We start from the raw sequence: 19,911 nt of genomic DNA, 5'->3' as shown, positions 1-19,911 counted from the left end.
GACGCGGTCCAGGTACGGACGGGTCGGCGTCGCGATGACCTCCCCGCGGCGCTGGGCAACGGACGCACCGGGCAGAACCGGCCGTCCTGGACGAAACGGCGACGGTCAGCGGCGAGCCCCTGCGACGAGGAGATCGTCCGCGAAGACTTCTGGGGCGGCCTCGGATACTCGGTAGCGACCCGACCTGACCGCCCAGTCGTGATTGCCGCGGATCCAGTCGCCGATTCCCTCGACGAAACGAAAGGCCGCCGCCGCTTCGGCATGACTCAGAGGCAACGCGTCACAGACCGCCGGCACGTCCCCCCGCAGGCGCAGGAAGCGGTCCAGCGCCTCGCGTGCCATCCCGCTCGCCTTGGCGACGGCCGCCCGGGAGGAGAGCCCCTCGTGCCGGCGCAACACGGAGACGAGGTTGTGTGCTTCACGACGGCTCATCTCCCGCTCGTAGGAGTGGATGTCGTTCATGAAGGCGATGGCGTCGGTGGCAGCGAGGCGCAGCCGGCGGAGAAGCGGATGGGCGGCCACGGTGACGGGCAGTTCGAATCCATAGGTCCACTCAGCGACGTCGTAACTGTGGTCGAGGCCGACCGATCGGCGGCGCAACCTCACGTACTCGTCCGGATCCGGGACTCGCCGCTCCGCCGTCAGCCGGGTCTCCCACACGTGCGCGGTCAGCCACTGCGCGAAATGGCCGGCGAACCGGGCCTGCCACACGGGTGAGGTCGCGGCCGCCATACGGGGCCACAGACCGGCCCAGGCGACTGTGATCGGTGTGGTGAACTCGGTCGGGGCACCGAGGGGACGGAACGGGATCGCCGCCATCTCGGCGGCTGCCCGCGCGACCGCGTCCAGCCGATCGGGCTCCGTGGGGTCGAACTGGTCGTCGAAGAGGAAGCCGATGGAGAAGAAGTTGAGGGTGTCGACGAGGGCATCGCATTCCGCCGCGTGATAGATCCGCGCGGCCGCGTCGGCGAGGTCCCAGGACCGATACGCTTCCCGTCCCTCGGCGGACGGGGCCAGTCCGTGGGTGACGACCCATCGCATGTTCGCCTCGCGTACGCGGTCTCGGTGACGGGAAACCCTGGCGGGAACAGGGATGTCGAAGGTCACGCTCTGTGGCATCGGTGCACCTCTCCTCGGCGTAGCTGTGGCCCTGGCCGGTGGTGCTGGGTGAGGGCCGCTCCTGTGATCTGTGCGCTGTGAGTTCCGCTGTGTCTCGGTCTGCGTCGGGTCCGCCGTCGGATGCGGTGCGCGACGGGCGCTGGCCGCGCATTCGGCCCCGACCGGTGCGTTACCGCGTGCTCGGCGAGTGCGCCTTCACACCGCTGGTGCGCGCCGGTCGTGTTGAACGCGTTGCATCGGGGCCGCCCGGGGCCTCTGCCGCGCTGTGCACGGTGCCGGGTACGGACAAACGCTCACCGATGAGACGTGCACCGGATGAGACCTCGACAGCACGACGCGTGAGGCGGCAGTGCCCAGGACGCACGTCGGGCAGGCGGTGCGGTGCGAAATCGAGGACAGCGAGCAGCACGGCGACCGGGGTGAGCAGCAGCCGGACCGCCGGTTCGGGGCGAGTGCCCGCGGCGGCCGCCAGGAGGGCACGGCCGACAGCCCCGTCGGCGGCGATGGTGTGCGGCCTCGGACCTATGTCGCCGCCGTGACGATCCGGAACGCCTCCCCCGGACGGGGCCTGAGCTCGGCTCCGTCCGGTGTTGCGGACCGCCGGCCCGTACCGTGAGGAGCACATGCATGCATGGAACTGGCCAACGAACTGCGACGGACGCAGGAGCGGTTCACGCGCCACCTGGTGCGGACGGTGGTGCTGGACACCAACGACCTGCTGCACTACATGCGCTTCGACAAAATCCCATGGCAGCGAGTCTTCGGCCGCGGAACGTCCGTGATGATCCCGCACGTCGTGCTCGACGAGATCGACAAGAAGTCGTACGAGACCCACGACACCAGCGTCCGGAAGCGGGCACGCGGCGCCTTCGCGTTCCTGGAGCAGACCCTGTCCCAGATCGAGACCGTCGGCCACGCGGTGGTGAACGGGGACACCGTCGTCGACGTCCTGCTGGACGAACCCGGGCACGTGCGCCTGCCCAACAACGACGATGAGATCGTCGCGCGCGCCTGCTATCTGCAGCAGGCCGTGGCGCCGTCCCCGGTCACGGTGGTCACCGGGGACAACGGGATGCGAGCTCGAGCGCTGTCCTGGGGGCTGAAGGCGCGCGTGTTGGACGAGAAGTACAAGATCGAGCGGTTGAGTGCCGCGGAGAAGGCCGCCGACGAGCAGGCCATCACGTTCGACGTTCCCGACGAAGACGGGGACGGCTAGGGTCTGCCGTTTGGATCATGCCGGTGGACCGGGCGCACAGTTGGTCGGCGATCTGCGTCGGTCAGGCGTGTACGGGGCGTCGGCGAGTCCAGCTCAACGAGTGGCCTGCTCCCGCCCACGACGGACGGCCGGGTCCGACGGTCCGCTGCGAGTCGCCGGACCCTGCGCCGTCCACGTCACACAGGGGTGATGGTCAGGTTGCCGTTGGTGTGCACGTGGCTCACTCCCTCGGTGGTCAGACATTCCGCAGGATTGTGGGGGCCGACGGTCTCGAAAAGAGTGCTGTGTCCGGCGAAGTCGCCGGCGGTCACCGTGCCCACCTCTGTCGTGACGATGTTGCCGCCCACGATCGTGGCGGTCCGGCTGTAGCTGATCGTGCTGAACCCGTGAGTGCCACCGTTCCATTCGACGGTGAACACGCCCGTAGCCGGCGTGAGGAGGTCGGCGCACGAGCGAACCGCACGGAACTGCGCGCCGTACGAACCTGCCGAAATACCCGCACCGCCGATGCCGGTGCACGGTGCGAGCTTGCCGTCCACCTTGACCTGAACCGTCCGGGGCGTGGCGTGCAGGCCGGGTTTGTAGTGGACGTCCGTCGACGAGACGCAGGTGAGGGCGGCGACCTCGGCCGCTGCCGCCGGGCCTGGGAAGACGAGGATGCCGAGGAGCCCGGCCACCGTGGCGGCGGCGGTGAGCACGGGCCTGCAGGTGACGTTGGCTGGGAGCATGTGGATCCCTCCTGGCCGGAAGGCCGACCGAGTCCGGTGAGAGGTGGGGCGAGGGTGGTGTCCTGCCGCAGATGCGTGGCAGGGCTGCGGGTGTTCGGACGGGGGGTGGCCCCGCGCCCCGCGGCGGGGGCGGTGGCGAGTTCGGCGAGTCTCGTGGCCTACAGCGACCCACGCCGGAGCGGAGGCTCAAGACCACCGTCAGGGGCCGACCTCGTGAGAGCCAGGGTGTTTCGAGGGGCGCTCGCAGCAACCGGACAGCGCATTCCTGTCGGCGCACGCCGCAGTCGGTGACGATGTGTCCGGCTCGGGACCCCCGGGTGGCCCTGCCCGGGCAGTGAGGCAGGGCCGTTGGTCGGCCAACAGGCGGGTTGCTGCACGGACTTGCCGCATGCGTCGACGCCGCTCTGGTGTGCAGGGGCAGGAACAAGAGCCGTCACGGACGAAGTTCGGCCCACCTTGTCACGCCTTTGGTGTGCGTCACGGTGCCGTGCTGTGCGGCGAGTGCGGCCACGATGAACATCCCGCGACCGTGTTCCTCCGACGGTTCGGAGCGCTGTTGACGATGAGGCTGCGAGCCGCCGTCCTCGACCTCGATGCGAAGCGTGCTGCGCTGAGCGCAGCGCAGGCGCAGAACAGCGGGCGGCAAGGCGTGCGTCAGCGCGTTGGTGACGAGTTCGGAGATGATGAGCAGGGCGTCCTCGCACGTCGACGCTGAAAGGCGATGACGCACGAGGAAGTCCTGCGCGAGGTGGCGGACCCGTCTGACGTCTTCGGCCTCGGTGGTCACCACCACGAGACGCCGAGCCTCCTGGTCCTGCGAGGGCGGCGTCGTGGTGCTCGCCGTCCGCAGCCTCGGCCGGGCCTCTTGCTGCGGGACCTCCCCCGGTCCAGGGAACGCAACGCCGTGGTCCGCGTCGAGCAGCCGGACCAGCCCGGTCGGTTCGGGTAGTGCGTGGTCAGTCATGGCAACCTCGCGTCATCGGCGCGTCTTCGACGCGTGCGTCGACCGGTTCGTACTGGCCGGTTCCTTCTGGCCGGTTCGACTGGTTATTACCAGACATTACCAGTTTGAATCCAGCTGACGAAGCTGTCAACCTCGCCCGATCGGCCCTGACTCACAGGAAGAGCGCCGACGACGCGCATGTGTCAGCGACTGCTGCGGCCCCTGGCCCTGAACGCCCGGCGGTGCGTCTTCTGGAGCTCGTGCAGTGGATCACCGTCGAGTTCCCACGGCCAGGCGGTGGCCACCGCGGACATGGCCTCGAAAACCTGCCGCGCATCGCCGAAACGGGAGGCCTTGGCCAGGACGTAGGCAAGGAGGTTGAGGTCGGCGAGCGCGGTGGCGTGGGCGAGAAAACCGGGCTGTGGCCAGGTCGCGAGGGCTTGGTCGACGAGGGCGCGCTCGTGCTGCTGGTTCCAGTGCCGGTGTGCGGTCAGCGCAGTGATCCCGCCGGCTGCCACATCCCTGCGGTAGCGCGTGAGTGAGTAGGTGAGACTCAGCGCCGCCACGGGAGCGCCGGGAGGTGCGGCGATGGTGACGGAGTCGAGGAACTGCACGGTCAGGGAACTTGATCCGCACTCCTCCGCAGAGACGTAGTGCAGCATGTGTCGGTGCGCTTCCCGGTTCCAGGGGTCCCGCTGCTTGACGGCCTCCCAGACCGGCTGCACCACCACCCCGGGCGCCCGCTGCATCCGGTGACAGTCGAGCATGGCGACCCAGGGGGCAGGGTCCGCAGGGGCGAGCACCGCCGCACGCCGGGACAGACGCATGATGTCCTCGATATCGAGAACCGTGCCGGTTCTCTTGGCCCGGTGGATGTCCGCGAATATCTGAAGGAGCAGCGCGTCGGCGGCCTCCGGGTCCCGGCTTCGCCACTGGCGGGCGAGCACGGGGGCCTCAGGGACGGTGCTGAGCACGAGCAGGCGGTGCAGACGCCGGTCCCAGTCGCCTCCCGCATCACGCAGCGCCTGTTCGATGGGGTACGTCAGCGCCCCACGGTCGTTGGATTCCTCCAGGTTGTTGCCCTGGGCAGCGATGTGGGCCGCGAGCTGCGCCAGGGTGCGGGCGAGCTGGCCGTCGTCCAGCTCCGGGCAGAGTCGGCGGGGCGGTCTCTGGCAGCGTCTGCGCGGCCACATGGTCATCTGTTCGTTTGCTCCTTCCGTCTGGTCGTCCGAGGTGGCGGCGGAGCCTGACGGCCGCTGCCTCGCGGCGGGGTGACCGCATGACTGACACTCGCGTGATCGGCACGACCGGCGTCACCGGCGTGACCAGCGTGACCGGCGTGATCGCGTACCCTCGCAGACCTTCCCGGCGATTCCACCCGCGCCGCGGATGGGACCGCCGCCGGCCCCGGCCACGGCCCCACGCGGGCGTGGGTGTCCTCAGTACCTGTGCCCGACGGGCTTGTGGCGGGCGACGCAGCGGTAGTAGGCCCGTTGTTCCAGCCGTGCGGCGGCGAGTTCGTCCACCACGACGGTGACGTGCGGGTGCAGTTGCAGGACGGAGGCGGGGCAGGCAGCCGTGACGGGGCCTTCCGCGGCGGCGGCCACGGCGTGGGCCTTGTGCGGGCCGGTGGCGATCAGCACGAGGTGGGACGCCTCACCGATCGTCGCGAGCCCTTGGGTGATGACGTGGCGGGGAACGGCGTCGATGCTGCCGAAGAAGCGTGCGTTGGCGCGGCGGGTGTCGTCGGTGAGGGTCTTGAGCCGGGTACGGGACGCCAAGGAGGAACCCGGCTCGTTGAATCCGATGTGACCGTTGGCCCCGATGCCGAGCAGCTGCAGGCCGACAGGCCCTGCCTCGGCCAAGCGGTGTTCGAAGCTGCGTGCCTCCGCTGCGGGGTCGTGGGCCGTACCGGAGGGTGGGTGGAACCGTGCGGGATCGAGGCCGACATGGTCGGCCAGCTCGCGTCGGATCACCGCGGCGAGGGACTGCGGGTGATCAGCCGGGATTCCGACGTATTCGTGGAGCAGGAAGGCATGCACATCGGTGCAGCTGAGGCCCTCGTGGCGATGGCGGCGGGCCAGGTCCCGGTAGACACCGAGGAGCGAGGAGCCCGTGGCCAGGCCCAGGGTTCCGAGCCCTTCGTCCAGCGCCTGCTGGACGATGCCGGCCACGGTGCGGGCGGCGTCCTGCGCGTCAGGGCGGATCACCACCTCCATGTCACAGCCCATCGCCGTCGGGCACGTCGGCGCCGAAGGCCTCGCTCAGCTCCCGCACGGCGGCACGAGCCGCGGCCGGCCCGGTGGTGTCCCGTACGGCGGTGGTCAGCCTGCGGCACTGCTCCAGCGTGACCTGGGCCAGGGTGTCGCGGACATCGGCGACGGCCGGGGCGGCCATGGACAGGCTGCTCACCCCCAGACCGACCAGGACCGCGGCCAGGAGCGGGTCGGCCGCGGCCTCGCCACACACGCCGACCGGCCGCCCCAGGGCACGGGCCGCGCCGCAGACACCGGCGACCAGCATGAGCAGGGCGGGCTGCCACGGATCCAGGAAGGCTCCCAGGGCATCGGACGTCCGGTCGGCGGCCAGGGTGTACTGGGCCAGGTCATTGGTGCCGATGCTGGCGAAGTCGACGTACTCGAGCAGCTGGTGGGCGACGAGAGCGGCGGAGGGCACTTCGATCATGATTCCGACGCTTTCCGCGCCGAGGCTGCGGGCGAGGCCGGCGAAGGCGGCGGCTTCGTCCGCCGTGGACACCATCGGCGCCATGATCCTCAGCCGTGCGCCGGTACGGCGCTGCGCCGCGACGAGGGCCTCCAGTTGGGTTTCGAGGATGCCCGGCCGAAGCACGGCCGTGCGCAGGCCCCTGATACCGAGTGCAGGGTTGTCCTCCCGTGGCAGCCGCAGGAAGGGCAGCGGCTTGTCGGAGCCGGCGTCAAGGGTCCGCGCGGTCACCTCACGCCCTTCGAAGTGAGTGAAGACGCGGGAGTAGGCCTCCACCTGCTCGTCGAGGCTGGGGGGTTCGCGGCGGTCCAGGAACAGGAACTCGGTGCGGAAGAGCCCCACGCCTTCGTTGTCCGCCTGCGCCGCACGCGTGGCGTCCGCCGGTGTGCCGATGTTGGCGAGGAGGCGGACGGCGTGCTCGTCCGCGGTACGGCCCGGGCCCTGGGTGCTCGGGCGCGTGCGGGTACCGGCCCGTTCGAGGGCGCGCCGACGGCGTTCGGGTGACGGATGGGTCTCGACGGTCCCGGCCCGCCCGTCCAACAGAAGGGGTGTGCCGTCCGGCAGGTCGAGGGCCTGTGGGCATCCGACCACGGAGGGCAGGCCGAGACTGCGGGCGAGGATGGCGGTGTGGCCGGTGGGGCCGCCTCGTTCGGTGAGCAGCCCGACCGCGTCGCTGTCGGCCAGCTGGGCGGTGTCGGCCGGGGACAGGTCCGCGGCGGCGAGGATGAACGGATGTCCGGGCCGGGGGATGCCGGGCATCGGCACCCCCGTCAGGAGCGCGACGGCCCGGTCACGTATGTCACGCAGATCGGCGGCGCGTTCTGCCATGTAGCCCCCCGTGGCCTCGAGCGGGGCGCAGTAGGCCTCGATCGCGAGGGAGAGGCTGTGGGCAGTGGGCGTGCCCCGGCCTATGTGGCCGGCGGCGGCGCGGACGAGTGCGGGGTCGCCGGCCATGGCAGCGCCCGCTTCGAGGATCGCGCCCGCGGTTTTGCCGGTGGCCAGGGCGCGGAGTTGCGCGGCCACCTCCGCGAGCGCTCGACGTATCCGCTGCACTTCGTGACCGGGATCGTCGCCCGGTGCTTCGTCGGGGTCGGTGACGACCGGTGGCGTCATGCGGATCAGCGGTGCGCACGCCAGCCCGGGGCTCACGCCGTACCCGGTCACCGTGAGGGAGGTGGGGCTCACGCGTCGAGCTCCTTGCCCAGCAGATCCGCCAGTCCGTCCAGGACGGCCTCGGCCTGCTCACCTTCCGCGGTCAACGTGACCTGGTCGCCGTAGCCGACGCCGAGCGTCATGACGCCCAGCATGCTGTCGGCGGCCACCGGCGGCCTGCCCTCGACGGTGATCGTGACCGGCAGGGGCGCCTGGGAGGCGGCCTGGACGAAGGTGGCGGCGGGCCTTGCGTGCAGGCCGCTGCGGGAGCCGATGGAGACGACGCGCTGCGCCATGGAACGGACTTCCTTTCGCTGGAGGGAGGTGTGGGCGTAGAGGGCCGTGTCAGGCCGCGGGCTGGACCTGGCGTTCCTGGCCGGGGTCCGGGGTGTCCTCCTCGCGGCCCGGGGTGCGCAGGTTCCAGCGGCGGATGACGAGGCGGAACAGGACGTAGTAGACGGCGGCGTAGGCCAGGCCGATGGGGATCAGCAGCCACGGGTCGGTGGCCTTGCCCCAGTTGAGGAGGTAGTCGATGAGCCCGGAGGAGAAGGTGAAGCCGTGGTGGATGTCGAGGGCGTTGACCAGGGCGAGCGACGTTCCGGTCAGCACGGCATGGACGAGGTACAGGGGCCAGGCGACGAAGAGGAAGGCGAACTCGATCGGCTCGGTGATGCCGGTGAGGAAGCTGGTGAGGCCGGCCGAGAGCATGATCCCGCCGACGGCCTTGCGGTGTTCGGGGCGGGCTTCGCGCCAGATGGCCAGCGCTGCGGCCGGCAGGGCGAACATCATGATCGGGAAGAAGCCGGTCATGAAGAGGCCGGCCTCGGGGTCGCCGGCGAAGAAGCGGTTCAGGTCACCGTGGACGACCTGGCCGGCGGAATCGGTGAAGTCGCCGAGGATGAACCAGACGACGGAGTTGAGGATGTGGTGCAGGCCGAGCGGGATGAGCAGCTTGTTCGCCGTTCCGTAGATGCCGCCGCCGATGACGCTGTTGTCGTCGACGGCCTCGCCGACGGCGGTGAGACCGTTGTCGAACAGCGGGTACACCAGGCTCATCAGGACGCCGATCACCAGTGCGGTGACAGCGGTGAGGATCGGGACCAGCCTGCGGCCGCTGAAGAAGCCCAGGTAGGGCGGGAGCACGGTGCGATAGAAGCGTTGCCAGAGCAGGGCGGCGAGCAGGCCGATGACGATGCCGCCGAGCACGCCGAAGTTGACCACGGCCTGTTCGCCCGCGAGGTCCTTCTTCCCCTCAAGCACGACCGGGGACATCGCGGTGAAAACACCGTCGAGGACGAGATAGCCGACCACTGCCGCCAGGGCCGTGGAGCCGTCCGCCTTCTTGGCGAACCCGATGGCGATGCCGACGGCGAAGATCAGCGGCAGATGGGTGAACAGGGCTCCGCCGGCGGCGGAGATCACGTGTGCGGTGTCCTTCAGGGCGGTGAACCGGCCCAGGACATCGTCCTGTCCCAGTCGAAGCAGCAGGCCCGCGGCGGGAAGCGTGGCGATCGGCAGCATCAGGCTGCGGCCGAGTTTCTGCAGGCCGGCCAAGCCCGGGCGGCGGCCGGCGGATGTGGACGTGACGGTGCTCATGACGAACCTCGGAGGTGAGCGGAGGCGGGAGGCGCGGAGAGCCGGGCAGACGCGCAGCAGCGCAGAACTGCTGAATGAGCGGGGCTCCGCTGGTAACGTCTGGTAATAACCAGTTGCCCTCAGAATGACCCTGAGCACTCGACGTGTCAATGCCTTGCGCAGCGGAACCGCAGCCTGCACAAGCGGGCCGGCGATGCGCCGTCACGCGAGGCCGCGACAAGTGCGGCCACACCGGTGGTCACGCATGGCGCATACTGGTAGTGACCAGCCAGGAGGTGCGACGGGACCTCCGAGAACCGAGAGTGGGGTCGCAGTGACTGCACAGCAGATCGCCGGCAAAGGCATGGTGCCCAAGCACGCCCAGCTGCGAGCGATCCTGGTCGACATGTGCACCAACCAGCTCTCCCCCGGGGACGCGCTGCCGAGCGAGCGGCAGCTGTGCATCGACCATGGGGTGAGCCGGGTGACGGTGCGCGAGGCCCTGAGTCAACTCGTGACGGAAGGGCTGGCCGTGCGGGTGCACGGGCGCGGCACCTTCGTCGCCGAGCGGACCCACCGCTCAGAACTCGGCCTGGCCTCCTTCCACGAGGACATGCGCCGACTCGGCCTGGAGCCGGGAACCGTGGTCCTGTCCATCGACAAGGAACCCCCCTCCCCTGCGACCGCCGGAGCCCTGCGAATGCCCGAGGAGCAACAGGCATGGCACGTCCGCCGCCTGCGGCTGGCCGACGGGACCCCCATCTCCGTGGAGGACGCGTGGTACGACGCTACGCTCCTGCCCGAACTGGACTCGGTCGACTTCACGGCATCCGTCTACGACACCCTGAACTCCCGCTTCGGGTACCCCGTCGACCGTGCGGAACAGACCGTCGGAGCCGGCCCGGCCTCCACGGAGACGGCGGCGCTGCTGGGTATCCGCAAGGGCACTCCCGTCATGACCTTCGACCGCATCGCCTTCAGTGGCGAACGGCCCGTCGAGCACGCGTACTCATGGTTCCGCGCCGACCGCTACCAGCTGCACATGACACTGTCCGACCGCTGACCTCGTCGCGCGCCCCGAGCGAGCCGGTTCGCCGCCGCCCGGCGCTCGTTTGTCATGCACACAACATTCTCCGCCATCCTTCACCGGCGGGGTGGGCCGGTTCGGCCGGCTCGGGCCACGCAAGCCCTCCCCCTTCGCCTTGCCACTGGAAGTTTCAGCCTCTACCGTGTGGTCAGTACTGGTAATGACCAGTACCGAGGATGGCGCAGGGAATGCGCCGCTCACCACGCTCATCCATCGAGGGGCACTGTCATGTCCAAAGCACGGTTGATCGTCGAGGGGCTCGGCGGTGCCGGGAACATCTGCGACATAGAAGCCTGTATCACCCGGCTTCGCACCGAGGTGAACGACGCGGACGCCGTCGACGTCGGCGCTCTCAAGCAGGCGGGGGCTCTGGGAGTCCTTGTCTCCGTCGGTGTCGTACAAGTCGTCGTAGGTCCGGAGGCCGACGCACTGGCCGAGGACATCAAGGAGCTGCTGTGAGCCTTGCGGTCTACGCCCCGCTGTCCGGGACGCTCACGGCGCTCGGCAAGGTACCGGACCCGGTCTTCGCCGCCCAGATGGTGGGCTCGGGAATCGCGGTGGAGCCCACCGCGGACGCCGGGCCCGTGGATGTCGCCGCTCCTGTCACCGGCCAGGTCGCCACGGTGCGCCCGCACGCGTTCGTCATCCGAACCGTCAGCGGGGCGGCCGTCCTGGTGCACCTGGGCATCGACACCGTTCGGCTGAACGGAGAAGGCTTTCGCACCCATGTCCTCGAAGGAGAACACATCGAAGTCGGTCGCCGTGTGATCACCTTCGACCCCGGCGCGGTTCGTACGCGCGGTCTGTCCGCGGTCTGTCCGGTCGTCGTCCTCGACAGCGCGCCCGGATCCGCGCAGGCGCCGTCGGTCACCGGGTCGGTGCGGTCCGGGGCCTTGATGTTCAGCTGGGCGGCGTCGTGACGGCCGCCGGCCGCGACGCCCCCGGGCAGTGGGACGTACGGGCGTCCGGCACTCGGCCGCGGTGCGAGGCGGTCCTGCTTGATCTGGACGGAACCCTCGTGCTCAGCGAAGAGGTCCACCGCCTCGCCTGGCAGGCGTTCTTCGAGACGTGGGGCGTTACGGTGACCGACGCCGATTACGAGCAGCACTACATGGGGCGACGGCCCGGCGATGTCATCGCCGGCGTTCCCGGGCCCTGGACGGGCACCGACTCGGCGGCCGTGCTGTCCACCATGACCGCCTTCACGCTGGAACGCGCCGACCGCGTCCAAGCCGTGCCCGGCGCTGCCGGCCTCATCCGGCGGCTGCGCGTGAAGTATCCGGTGGCCGTCATCACCAGCGCCGGCGCCGGGTGGGCGGACCATCTCCTCGGCAAGGTCCTGGACGTACGGCACCTGGTCGACGTGGTCGTCACCGCCGAGGACACCACCGCGGGCAAGCCCTCCCCCGAGGGCTATCTGAGAGCCTGCGCGGCCTTGCGCGCACGCCCCGGGCGCTGCCTGGCCTTCGAGGATTCGCCGTCGGGAATCCGTGCCCTGGTCGCCGCCGGAGTGCGGGACATCGTCGGCGTCACCACCACCGCCGCCGAGGCCGACCTCACCGGCGCGGGAGCGCGCTGGACCGTTCCCGATCTCACCTCCGCCAGCGTGCGCGACGTCCGTCGCGCCCTCCGAGGACGCACAGCCACAGAGGCCGGCACCGATGAGGAGAACCGAGTATGAGCAGACTTGATGTCGCCGTGATCGGTGCCGGGTTCATCGCCCGCACCCATCTGCCGGCTTGGATCGCCCTCGGGGCACGGATCCGCATCCATTCCACCGACGGCCAAGCCGCCGTGCTCGCCGAGGAGTTCGGCCTGACAGAGGCCGCCTCACTCGAGGAGGCACTGGACGGCGCGGTGGTCGCCGACATATGCACCCCCACCACCACTCACCACGACATCGCCCTCTTGGCGTTCGAGGCGGGAGCGCACGTCCTGTGCGAGAAGCCGCTGGCTCTGACGCCGCGGGACGCCCGCGAGATGGCCGACGCCGCCCTGGAGGCGGGACGTCTGCTCTGTCCCGGACACGTCGTGCGGTTCTTCCCCGCCTACGTCCGCCTCCGCGACGCCGTCGATTCCGGCGCGCTCGGCCGGGTGGCCGTGGCCCGCTTCACCCGTGCCGGCCGCTTTCCGACCTGGAGCAGCTGGTTCGCCGACCCCGCCCTTTCCGGAGGCATCGTCACCGACCAGATGCTTCACGACATGGACATCGCCAGGTGGCTCTTCGGCGAGGTCGTCACCATCCACGCCACCCAGCGCGGCAATCCCGGCGCCGACGACGGCCCCGTGGCCACCGGAAGCGCCACCCTCACCCACGAATCCGGCGTGATCTCCCAGATACTGGGTGCATGGGGCCCGGCCGCGACTCCGTTCCGCTATACGTTCCACGTCGCCGGTTCCCACGGCACCCTCACCCACGACTCCCTCGCCCACCCCTCGCTGCGGGTGACCGGCGCATCGCGCGGGTCCGGCGACGGCGTGCCGACGGGTGACTTCGGCGAGGACCCCTTCGCCGCGCAGATCCGCGAGTTCGCCGCGGCCTTCGAGGGGGGTCCCGTGCCACGGGTGACCGCCCGCGACGGGGTCGCGGCCGTCGAGATCGCCGCAGCTGCCCGCCGCTCCGCAGCCACCGGCCGCGCCGTCACCCTGCAGGACCCGGTCCGGCACGCGTTCACGGAAGGAAACCCCCGATGAAGGTCGCCCTCCTTTCCTTCGCCCACGTTCATGCGGCCACCTACATCCAGCTGCTGCGCGAGCAGGACGACGTCGAACTCGTCGTGACCGATCCCGACGCCGAACCCGGCGACCCCACGCGCGGCAAGGCCCTGGCCGACGAGCTCGGCGTCAGCTATGTGGCCGGCTATGAAGAGGCGCTCGCCGAACGCCCGCAGGCTGTCATCATCACCAGCGAGAACGCCCGCCACCGCGAACTCGCCGAACTGGCCGCCGCCGCGGGCGCGCACATCCTGTGCGAGAAGCCCCTCGCCACCACGGAGGACGACGCGCAGGCCATGATCGCCGCCTGCGATCAGGCCGGAGTCAGTCTCATGACGGCGTACCCGGTCCGGTTCCACCCGGCATTCGCGGCCCTCCGGCAGGCGCTGGCCGACGGCGCTGTGGGGCCGCTGCTCAGCGTCCACGGCGTCAACAACTCCCGTCCTCCCGGCCTGATCCGCCCCTGGTTCACCGATCCGACCCTCGCAGGCGGTGGCGCGGTCATGGACCACACGCTGCACATCGCCGACCTCCTCGACGTCCTCCTGGACGGGGAACAGCCGACCCACGTCTACGCCGTCGCCAACACCCACCTCTCCCCCGACGCCGACGCCGACGCTGACGCTGACGCTGACGACGACGAACCGGCCGTCGAGTCGGCCGGCCTGGTGACCCTCACCTATCCGAGCGGCCTCGTCGCCACCATCGACTGCAGCTGGAGCCACCCCGCGTCACATCCCACCTGGGGCGGCCTCACCCTCACGTGCGTCAGCCAGCGCGCCCTCACCGAGTTCGACGCCTTCCCGCCACTGCTCACCGGCTACGACACCCCGCGCTCCACGCCCCGCTGGGAACCCTCCGCCATCGACCTCGACGCCGCCATGCTCGACGCCTTCCTCACCGCCGCCCGCACCGGACAGCGCGCACAGCCCGACGGTCGGACAGGACTGCGTACACTCCGAACCGCCCTGGCCGCGTACACATCCCTGCGCACCGGCCAACCCGCCATCGTGGACGCGGCTGCCAGAGATGCCCTTACCGCAGTTCGTTCTCCGGTCACCGGCGACGCTCGTACTCCACACCGAACCTCATGAGCCTTCGGCGTGCGCGCTCTTCCGGCAGAGCGTGCCGCCCATCTTCCGCCGCCGATTCCGATGGGTTCCTTCATCGGGTACGGGCGGAGGACTGCGGAAGACTACGAGTTGCGCACCCGGTTGCATGCCCGCGTCGCTTTGTCCGCGTCGCCGAAAACCCGCGTTCTCTAAAGTTTTTCGTCAGCGGATTTCGTGGTCGGGGTGCGTCTCGTCGTACGCGCGTCGCGCCTCGGCGATGACGGCACGGTGGGCCAGCGACCAGTCGGCGAGTGCCTTGACCAGGTGGGTCAGGCCAGTCCCTGTCTCGGTCAGGCGGTAGTCGACCTGGGCCGGGACGGTCGGGTACACGGTGCGCAGCACGAGGCCATCGCGTTCGAGCCTGCGCACCGTGAGGGTGAGCATGCGCTGGGAGATGCCGTCGATGGCGCGCTGCAGTTCACGGAACCGACGCGGCCCGCTGGCAAGTTCAACGATCACGAGCACCGACCATTTGTCGCCGATGCGGTCCAGGACGTCGCGAATACCGCAGTCGGGGTGGTCCTCGCGTCCGCAGGGGTCGAGGTCGGCGGGGGCGGTTACTCCAGTGTGCGTGAGTGACATGAAACTGCCTTCTTGTGGCCAGTGGGCGTGGGATCGAGGATCAAGCGTAGTTACTGATGAGAACCACGACGGAAGACTGCGATTGACATGATCTTGGTGACCGGAGCAAACGGGAACCTCGGCTCGGCCACCCTTGCGGCGCTGCGTTCCCGCGGCGTCGCCACGAGGGGCGGTAGCCGCACGCCGGGCGAGGGGATGCAACGTCTCGACTTCGACGACCGCATGAGCATTGATCTCGCCGAGGTGTCGACGCTGGTGCTGATCTCTGCCGGTTATGCCGAGGACGACCAGGTCGTCGAGCGGCACGCGGCGGCCCTGGAGGCGGCCGTCCGCGACGGCGTCGGCCACGTCGTCTACACGAGCCTGACCACCGCCGGCGACCATCTCGGTTTCGCCCTCGCGCACCGAGCCACGGAACGTCTTGTGCAGGCGAGCGGATTGTCGTGGACGATCCTGCGCAACGGACTGTACGCCGAACTCTTCGGCGGCTTGCTGATGTGGGCCGAACACGGGGTGGAGTCCGCGTTCGGGGATGGTGCCCTGGCCGCGGTCGCGCGGGAAGATCTCGCCGAGACCGCGGCGCTCGTTGCGGCGAATCCGGCAGCACACAGCGGGTGCGTCTACGACCTCGTCGGCACGCCGATCACGGCGGGGCAGGTGGCTGACCGACTCGGAGTCCCCCACCACACCATCGGCCTGGGCGAGTACCGGCGCAGGCTGCTCGAGGAAATACCAGGGCTCCTGCCATTCCAGCCGCCCATGCTCGCCTCGATCGCCACTGGCGTCCGACACGGCTTTCTGGGCGGCGCCGCCTCCGACCTCGCAGACCTCCTCGGACGCCCGGCCCGCGACCCCCTGGCTACGGCTGTCGCAGCCGCGTCCGCCACACGACCGGACACCAGCGCCTAGCAGCGACGCCGCGCGCCGAGCAGCGGAATGAGTCCTCCCTGTGATGGCCTCGGGAGGACTCATTTTGCGTCGACAAGCCACTCAGCTCGCAGATCGATCCGCATCCGCTCTGATCAGATTCATCGACCGCAGTCGGGCCAGCCGTGAACATCACCGGATCACCGCTTGTCGGCCCGAACACATGGGACACATGGACATCAGGAAGGTCCGCGCATCGGACCTGCGGTGGCGCAGTTCGCTGCGGTTGGCGACCTGGAACAGCGCCTTTTCGTCGGAGGGCCATCGCCTGCCATCAGCGTTGAACCGACCGACGGTCGGTCGTCATTGCGTGCGGCTAGGAACTGGCCGCACGGGCGAAACGCTACTGCGGACGGCAGCAGCGGCCGTCGACGACTCCTCCTGTCGGGCCGGTCTGCCTGGTCGGTACGTCGCTAGAGGTGCAGACACTCGAGCACCCTGTCGGGGTTCTCCAAGATGCACTTGGCCTGGTTCGGATTCGGGATGAGCGGGTCAGCACTTGCCGTCTGCGCCATCCCAGCGGGCGCCAGGACGGCGAGCAGCACGGCGGTGACCAGGGTGAGGACGCGATGAAATCGCATGTGACCTCCCAGAGGTTCCGGTTGACTTGTCGAGCATCGGCGACTGCGCGATCGCGGAAAATCCCATCACCGGAAAACCAGCCTTTTGAGTGACGAATCAAACGGTTGCTTCAGTGTGAAAGGGCGCGTGAAGCCAGCTTGGACGACGCCCCCTCTCACGCCTCAAATGGCCTCCTGCGCTCGATCACCGGGCACTGCGCGTGGCGTTCCACGACCACCTTGTCGAACACCTTCCGCCGACTGCACAGGCACTACCAACACAAAGCAGAGGGCTTGTCGGGCGAGTCGGTACTCGTCAGCTTCGCGAATGAGTTCCTGAGAGCGGATGTGGTGCAAGTCGAAGTGCAAGTCGAAGTGCATGCCGCTCGCTCCTACTGCTGGAGCTCGATGACGTCGGCGACTACGCAGCTGACGTTGTCGGGGCCACCGGAGGCGTGGGCGAGGGCGATGAGTTCGCGGACGGCCTGCTCGGGCTCGCTGATCTCGGTGAGCATTCGGTGGATGTCTCCGGTCGCCACGACAGTTGACAGGCCGTCGGAGCAGAGCAGGTATCGGTCATCCGCCTGGGCGTCGTGGAGGCGCATGTCGGGGGTGGTGTCGGCTCCTGGGCCCAGGGCCCTGACCAGAATCGACCGTTGGGGGTGGGAGACGGCTTCTTCCGGGCTGAGGCGCCCTTCGTGGACCATCGACTGGACCAAGGTGTGGTCGTTGGTGATCTGGAACAGCTCTTCGCCGCGCAGGAGGTAGACGCGGGAGTCGCCGATGTGGACGAGGGCCAGCTGCGATCCGGTCCAGAGCATCGCGGTGAGGGTCGTCCCGGTGCCTTCGGATGCAGAGCCCGTCCCGGCGACGTCGTCCACGGCCTGCTTGGCCTGTTCGACGATGTCTTCGAGGACATTGAGGAGGTTGCCGGCTGGGATGCTGTCGGATTCGAGGTGCCTGAGCGCGTCGATGGCGGCTGCGCTGGCAGGGGCTCCTTGGCTTCCGCAGCCGTCGGCGACAGCGAGGAGCCGAGATCCCGCGTACGCGGTGTCCTGGTTGCTCTCGCGGACGAGACCCTTGTCGGACAGAGCGGCGTAACGGATTCCGAGGGACTTGGCGGTCGGGGACATGGCGGGGTCCTTCCGTGACAGGTGGTCGATGAGGAAGGTGGCCAGATCCCGCCGTGCGGCAGTGTCCGCCTCGACCTGGGCCCAGAACGCGCGAACCTCTTGGCCCGCCGGGCCCGCATCCAGCGCGCAGACGTGCTGGATGCGGGCCAGCGGCATGCCCAAGCGCCGGAGCCACGCGACCAGGCGGGCTTGGTCCAACTGCTCCGGTGCGTAGAGGCGGTAGCCGGTCACCGCGTCGACGCGGGCGGGGGTCAGCAGGCCGAGCTCGTCGTACAGACGCAGCGCTTTCGGTGACAGCCGCGACGCCTTCGCGAACGCCCCGATGGTCAGCAACCCCATGCTCACTCCTCCTCATGCCGAGCGCATCACCCGGCCCCACTGATGCTGTGGCCTCCCCCAAGGTGAAGGTCAAAACCAGGGTGAGGCGGGGGCCGCCCGATCGACTCCGTGGACTTTGACAACGCGATCGGCCACGAACCAGCCCTACGGGGACGTTCGGTCTGCTCTGCCGGAGCGCCTACGGGGAAGTGACCCCCTGGAAGGGACCACACGTCTCATCCGCCCTCACGCGACAACTCGTTAATCGGTTGCGGGCCTTCGGGCAGGGGTGTCTGATCCCGGCCATGACGATAGTCCTGGGAACTCCGGCGAACGACGGCGTGCGCGAGGCCATGGCCGCGCTGCGGGAGTGGCAGTACGACGCAGCGCCGATGCAATTGCATTCGGGCGACATCGGCTGGAATCACCGGCTCGGCTCGGCCGAGACGGCCGCGGTGGTCCGCACCTGGAGCCGGGACGGGCGGATCCTCGCGGTCGGGATGCTGGATTCGCCGACGCTGGTGCGGATGACGGTCGCTCCGGACGCTTTCCAGGACGAGGCCTTGGCTCGGCGGCTCGTCGAGGACTTCTCGTTGCCTGAGCGCGGCCTGCTGCCGGAAGGAACGGTGTCCGTCGAGGCGCCGCAGGGCCTGCTGCTCCACGACCTGTTGACCAAGGAGGGCTGGGGTGTCGACGAGCCGTGGACGCCTCTCTTCCGCGGACTCGCGGAGCCGGTGGAGGAGCCCGGCGTGCGGATCAGGGAGATCGGCGCGGAGCAGGCGCAGGACTTCGCGGACGTCCTGCGGTCGGCGTTCAACACCTCGAAGCCGACACGCGAGTACTGGCACGCCATGTCGGCGGGACCGTTCTACGAGGACGCCCGCTGCCTTGGTGCCTATGACGACCAGGGCAACGTGGCGGCGGTGGTGACGGTGTGGTCGGCCGGCCCGGGGAAGCCGGGGCTGGTCGAGCCGATGGGCGTGCACGAGGACCACCGTGGTCGCGGCTACGGCCGGGGCATCACCGTGGCCGGGGCGGCCACGCTGCGGGCGATGGGCTCGTCGAGCGTGCGCGTGTGCACGCCGAGTTCCAATGCCGGGGGCATCGCCACGTACAAAGCGGCCGGGTTCGAGGCGCGGCCGGAGGTGCGGGACCGGATTCGTACCGCCTGACACGGTGGCGGCTCGGCAGGGCGGGCCCCGGTTCCCGGTGATCGTCGAGATGCGGGCACCGGGCCTGGGCCGTCCGAGGTCCGGCCACAGGCGACTGCGTGATGCGACTACTTGGGGGCTCGTGCCGGTCGTGGGCTGCTTCCAGGGCGGCAAGGACCTGCTGTTCGACGCCGTTGAGGTTCCGGACGGTGCGTGCCGTCCCGGTGCCGTGGAGGTCTCCTGCGTGCAAGCCGGGTCCGAGTAAGGCACGGGGCAGGCAAACCGTCGGGTGCGGCCCGGCGGGCGGCGCGGCGAGTAGCCGCACCGCTTGCCGGGCCGGTTGCCGGGCCGGTTGCCGGGCCGGTCGGCTCATTTTCCGGTGAGCTCCCTCCCGATGCGCCCCGCCCACTCCTCGATCTGCGCGAAGTCCCGGAAGTCACCGCCTTTTCCATTGCGGATGATCATCCGGGCGACCCATCCTTTCGCGCCCTCTCGCAGGCAGCCGCCGAAGGTGATGTGCTCCCGGGCGTCGAGCCGGTCCATCGCCTTCTTCACGCCGGGCACCGGCGGGATGTCCCGTTCCGAAGCCGAGGCGTCGAGCGGGCCGCTGCTGAAGAGCCACAGCGGGCGTTCGACCAGCTCCCCGCGGTGGCGGCGGACGAAGCGGCGGGCGTCCTTCTGCCAGCGCCCGGCGTACAGTCCGCCTCCGACCACTACGGCGTCGTACGATGCGAGGCTCGCCACGGACGGGGCGGGCCGGACCTCGGCCGTCAGCCCTTCCTTGCGCAGGACCTCGCCGACAGCCTCGGCGATCTCCGCGGTTGATCCGTTCGTCGACCCGTAGGCGACCAGCACGCTGGTGGGCATGA

The 19,911-nt window shown here is 69.7% G+C and carries 21 protein-coding genes; 9 read left to right on the top strand and 12 right to left on the bottom strand.

The features are described 5' to 3' along the window. Positions 1-105 precede the first annotated feature (105 nt). A complete protein-coding gene (locus ACFYNL_RS05280) occupies positions 106-1,119 on the bottom strand; it encodes a terpene cyclase (RefSeq protein ID WP_388796669.1) in 1,014 nt (337 codons plus the stop codon). A gap of 631 nt (positions 1,120-1,750) precedes the next feature. On the opposite strand from ACFYNL_RS05280, the gene ACFYNL_RS05275 reads away from it, so the two are divergent. Continuing rightward, the gene (locus ACFYNL_RS05275; RefSeq protein WP_388796666.1) at positions 1,751-2,335 is read left to right on the top strand and encodes a PIN domain-containing protein; all 585 of its coding nucleotides are present in this window, start codon (positions 1,751-1,753) and stop codon (positions 2,333-2,335) included. Between the two features lie 176 nt (positions 2,336-2,511). Here the strand turns inward: ACFYNL_RS05275 and ACFYNL_RS05270 are convergent, their stop codons facing one another. From ACFYNL_RS05270 to ACFYNL_RS05240, 7 genes are all read right to left on the bottom strand, one after another. Next, the gene (locus tag ACFYNL_RS05270; protein ID WP_388796663.1) at positions 2,512-3,063 is read right to left on the bottom strand and encodes a hypothetical protein; all 552 of its coding nucleotides are present in this window, start codon (positions 3,061-3,063) and stop codon (positions 2,512-2,514) included. A gap of 433 nt (positions 3,064-3,496) precedes the next feature. Further along, positions 3,497-3,856, bottom strand: coding sequence for an ATP-binding protein (locus tag ACFYNL_RS05265; RefSeq protein WP_388796660.1), 360 nt, complete (start codon positions 3,854-3,856; stop codon positions 3,497-3,499). Between the two features lie 353 nt (positions 3,857-4,209). After that, complete coding sequence (locus tag ACFYNL_RS05260) at positions 4,210-5,205, bottom strand: hypothetical protein (protein ID WP_388796657.1); 996 nt, start codon at positions 5,203-5,205, stop codon at positions 4,210-4,212. A 240-nt stretch (positions 5,206-5,445) separates the two neighbouring features. After that, the gene (locus ACFYNL_RS05255; RefSeq protein ID WP_388796654.1) at positions 5,446-6,225 is read right to left on the bottom strand and encodes a glucosamine-6-phosphate deaminase; all 780 of its coding nucleotides are present in this window, start codon (positions 6,223-6,225) and stop codon (positions 5,446-5,448) included. Position 6,226: 1 nt separating this feature from the next. After that, a complete protein-coding gene (gene ptsP / locus ACFYNL_RS05250; RefSeq protein ID WP_388796651.1) occupies positions 6,227-7,915 on the bottom strand; it encodes a phosphoenolpyruvate--protein phosphotransferase in 1,689 nt (562 codons plus the stop codon). Next, complete coding sequence (locus tag ACFYNL_RS05245; protein ID WP_388796647.1) at positions 7,912-8,178, bottom strand: HPr family phosphocarrier protein; 267 nt, start codon at positions 8,176-8,178, stop codon at positions 7,912-7,914. Before ACFYNL_RS05245 ends, ptsP begins: the two co-directional genes overlap by 4 nt. A gap of 49 nt (positions 8,179-8,227) precedes the next feature. Next, positions 8,228-9,478, bottom strand: a complete 1,251-nt coding sequence (locus ACFYNL_RS05240) for a PTS transporter subunit EIIC (protein WP_388796644.1) — start codon at positions 9,476-9,478, stop codon at positions 8,228-8,230. A 313-nt stretch (positions 9,479-9,791) separates the two neighbouring features. Here ACFYNL_RS05240 and ACFYNL_RS05235 point away from each other — a divergent pair, with 313 nt between their 5' ends. From ACFYNL_RS05235 to ACFYNL_RS05210, 6 genes are all read left to right on the top strand, one after another. Continuing rightward, positions 9,792-10,520 carry a GntR family transcriptional regulator gene (locus tag ACFYNL_RS05235; RefSeq protein ID WP_388796641.1) on the top strand — a complete coding sequence of 243 codons (729 nt, stop codon included), beginning with the start codon at positions 9,792-9,794 and terminating at the stop codon, positions 10,518-10,520. A gap of 252 nt (positions 10,521-10,772) precedes the next feature. Continuing rightward, the gene (locus tag ACFYNL_RS05230) at positions 10,773-11,003 is read left to right on the top strand and encodes a glucose PTS transporter subunit EIIB (RefSeq protein ID WP_388796638.1); all 231 of its coding nucleotides are present in this window, start codon (positions 10,773-10,775) and stop codon (positions 11,001-11,003) included. Continuing rightward, a complete protein-coding gene (locus ACFYNL_RS05225) occupies positions 11,000-11,464 on the top strand; it encodes a PTS glucose transporter subunit IIA (RefSeq protein ID WP_388796635.1) in 465 nt (154 codons plus the stop codon). The genes ACFYNL_RS05230 and ACFYNL_RS05225 overlap by 4 nt, the downstream gene beginning before the upstream one ends. Further along, the gene (locus ACFYNL_RS05220; RefSeq protein ID WP_388796633.1) at positions 11,461-12,225 is read left to right on the top strand and encodes an HAD family hydrolase; all 765 of its coding nucleotides are present in this window, start codon (positions 11,461-11,463) and stop codon (positions 12,223-12,225) included. The genes ACFYNL_RS05225 and ACFYNL_RS05220 overlap by 4 nt, the downstream gene beginning before the upstream one ends. Further along, complete coding sequence (locus ACFYNL_RS05215; protein WP_388796630.1) at positions 12,222-13,238, top strand: Gfo/Idh/MocA family protein; 1,017 nt, start codon at positions 12,222-12,224, stop codon at positions 13,236-13,238. The genes ACFYNL_RS05220 and ACFYNL_RS05215 overlap by 4 nt, the downstream gene beginning before the upstream one ends. Further along, complete coding sequence (locus tag ACFYNL_RS05210; RefSeq protein WP_388796627.1) at positions 13,235-14,353, top strand: Gfo/Idh/MocA family protein; 1,119 nt, start codon at positions 13,235-13,237, stop codon at positions 14,351-14,353. The genes ACFYNL_RS05215 and ACFYNL_RS05210 overlap by 4 nt, the downstream gene beginning before the upstream one ends. A gap of 180 nt (positions 14,354-14,533) precedes the next feature. On the opposite strand, the gene ACFYNL_RS05205 is transcribed toward ACFYNL_RS05210, so the two are convergent. Continuing rightward, the gene (locus ACFYNL_RS05205; protein ID WP_388796624.1) at positions 14,534-14,953 is read right to left on the bottom strand and encodes a winged helix-turn-helix transcriptional regulator; all 420 of its coding nucleotides are present in this window, start codon (positions 14,951-14,953) and stop codon (positions 14,534-14,536) included. An 87-nt stretch (positions 14,954-15,040) separates the two neighbouring features. On the opposite strand from ACFYNL_RS05205, the gene ACFYNL_RS05200 reads away from it, so the two are divergent. Then, a complete protein-coding gene (locus ACFYNL_RS05200; protein WP_388796622.1) occupies positions 15,041-15,862 on the top strand; it encodes an NmrA family transcriptional regulator in 822 nt (273 codons plus the stop codon). Positions 15,863-16,293: 431 nt separating this feature from the next. Here ACFYNL_RS05200 and ACFYNL_RS05195 read toward each other — a convergent pair whose 3' ends face one another. Together ACFYNL_RS05195 and ACFYNL_RS05190 are read right to left on the bottom strand one after the other, a co-directional pair. Next, positions 16,294-16,461 carry a hypothetical protein gene (locus tag ACFYNL_RS05195; RefSeq protein WP_388796619.1) on the bottom strand — a complete coding sequence of 56 codons (168 nt, stop codon included), beginning with the start codon at positions 16,459-16,461 and terminating at the stop codon, positions 16,294-16,296. A gap of 371 nt (positions 16,462-16,832) precedes the next feature. After that, positions 16,833-17,912 (bottom strand): MerR family transcriptional regulator, encoded by a 1,080-nt coding sequence (locus ACFYNL_RS05190; protein ID WP_388796616.1) that lies wholly within the window; start codon positions 17,910-17,912, stop codon positions 16,833-16,835. A gap of 284 nt (positions 17,913-18,196) precedes the next feature. Here ACFYNL_RS05190 and ACFYNL_RS05185 point away from each other — a divergent pair, with 284 nt between their 5' ends. Beyond that, a complete protein-coding gene (locus ACFYNL_RS05185; RefSeq protein WP_388796613.1) occupies positions 18,197-19,063 on the top strand; it encodes a GNAT family N-acetyltransferase in 867 nt (288 codons plus the stop codon). Between the two features lie 348 nt (positions 19,064-19,411). On the opposite strand, the gene ACFYNL_RS05180 is transcribed toward ACFYNL_RS05185, so the two are convergent. Next, positions 19,412-19,909, bottom strand: coding sequence for a flavodoxin domain-containing protein (locus ACFYNL_RS05180; RefSeq protein WP_388796611.1), 498 nt, complete (start codon positions 19,907-19,909; stop codon positions 19,412-19,414). Positions 19,910-19,911: the final 2 nt, after the last annotated feature.

This window comes from Streptomyces sp. NPDC007808 (assembly GCF_042868655.1).
Classification (GTDB): Bacteria; Actinomycetota; Actinomycetes; order Streptomycetales; family Streptomycetaceae; genus Streptomyces.
This window is presented reverse-complemented; position numbering and strand designations above follow the sequence as displayed.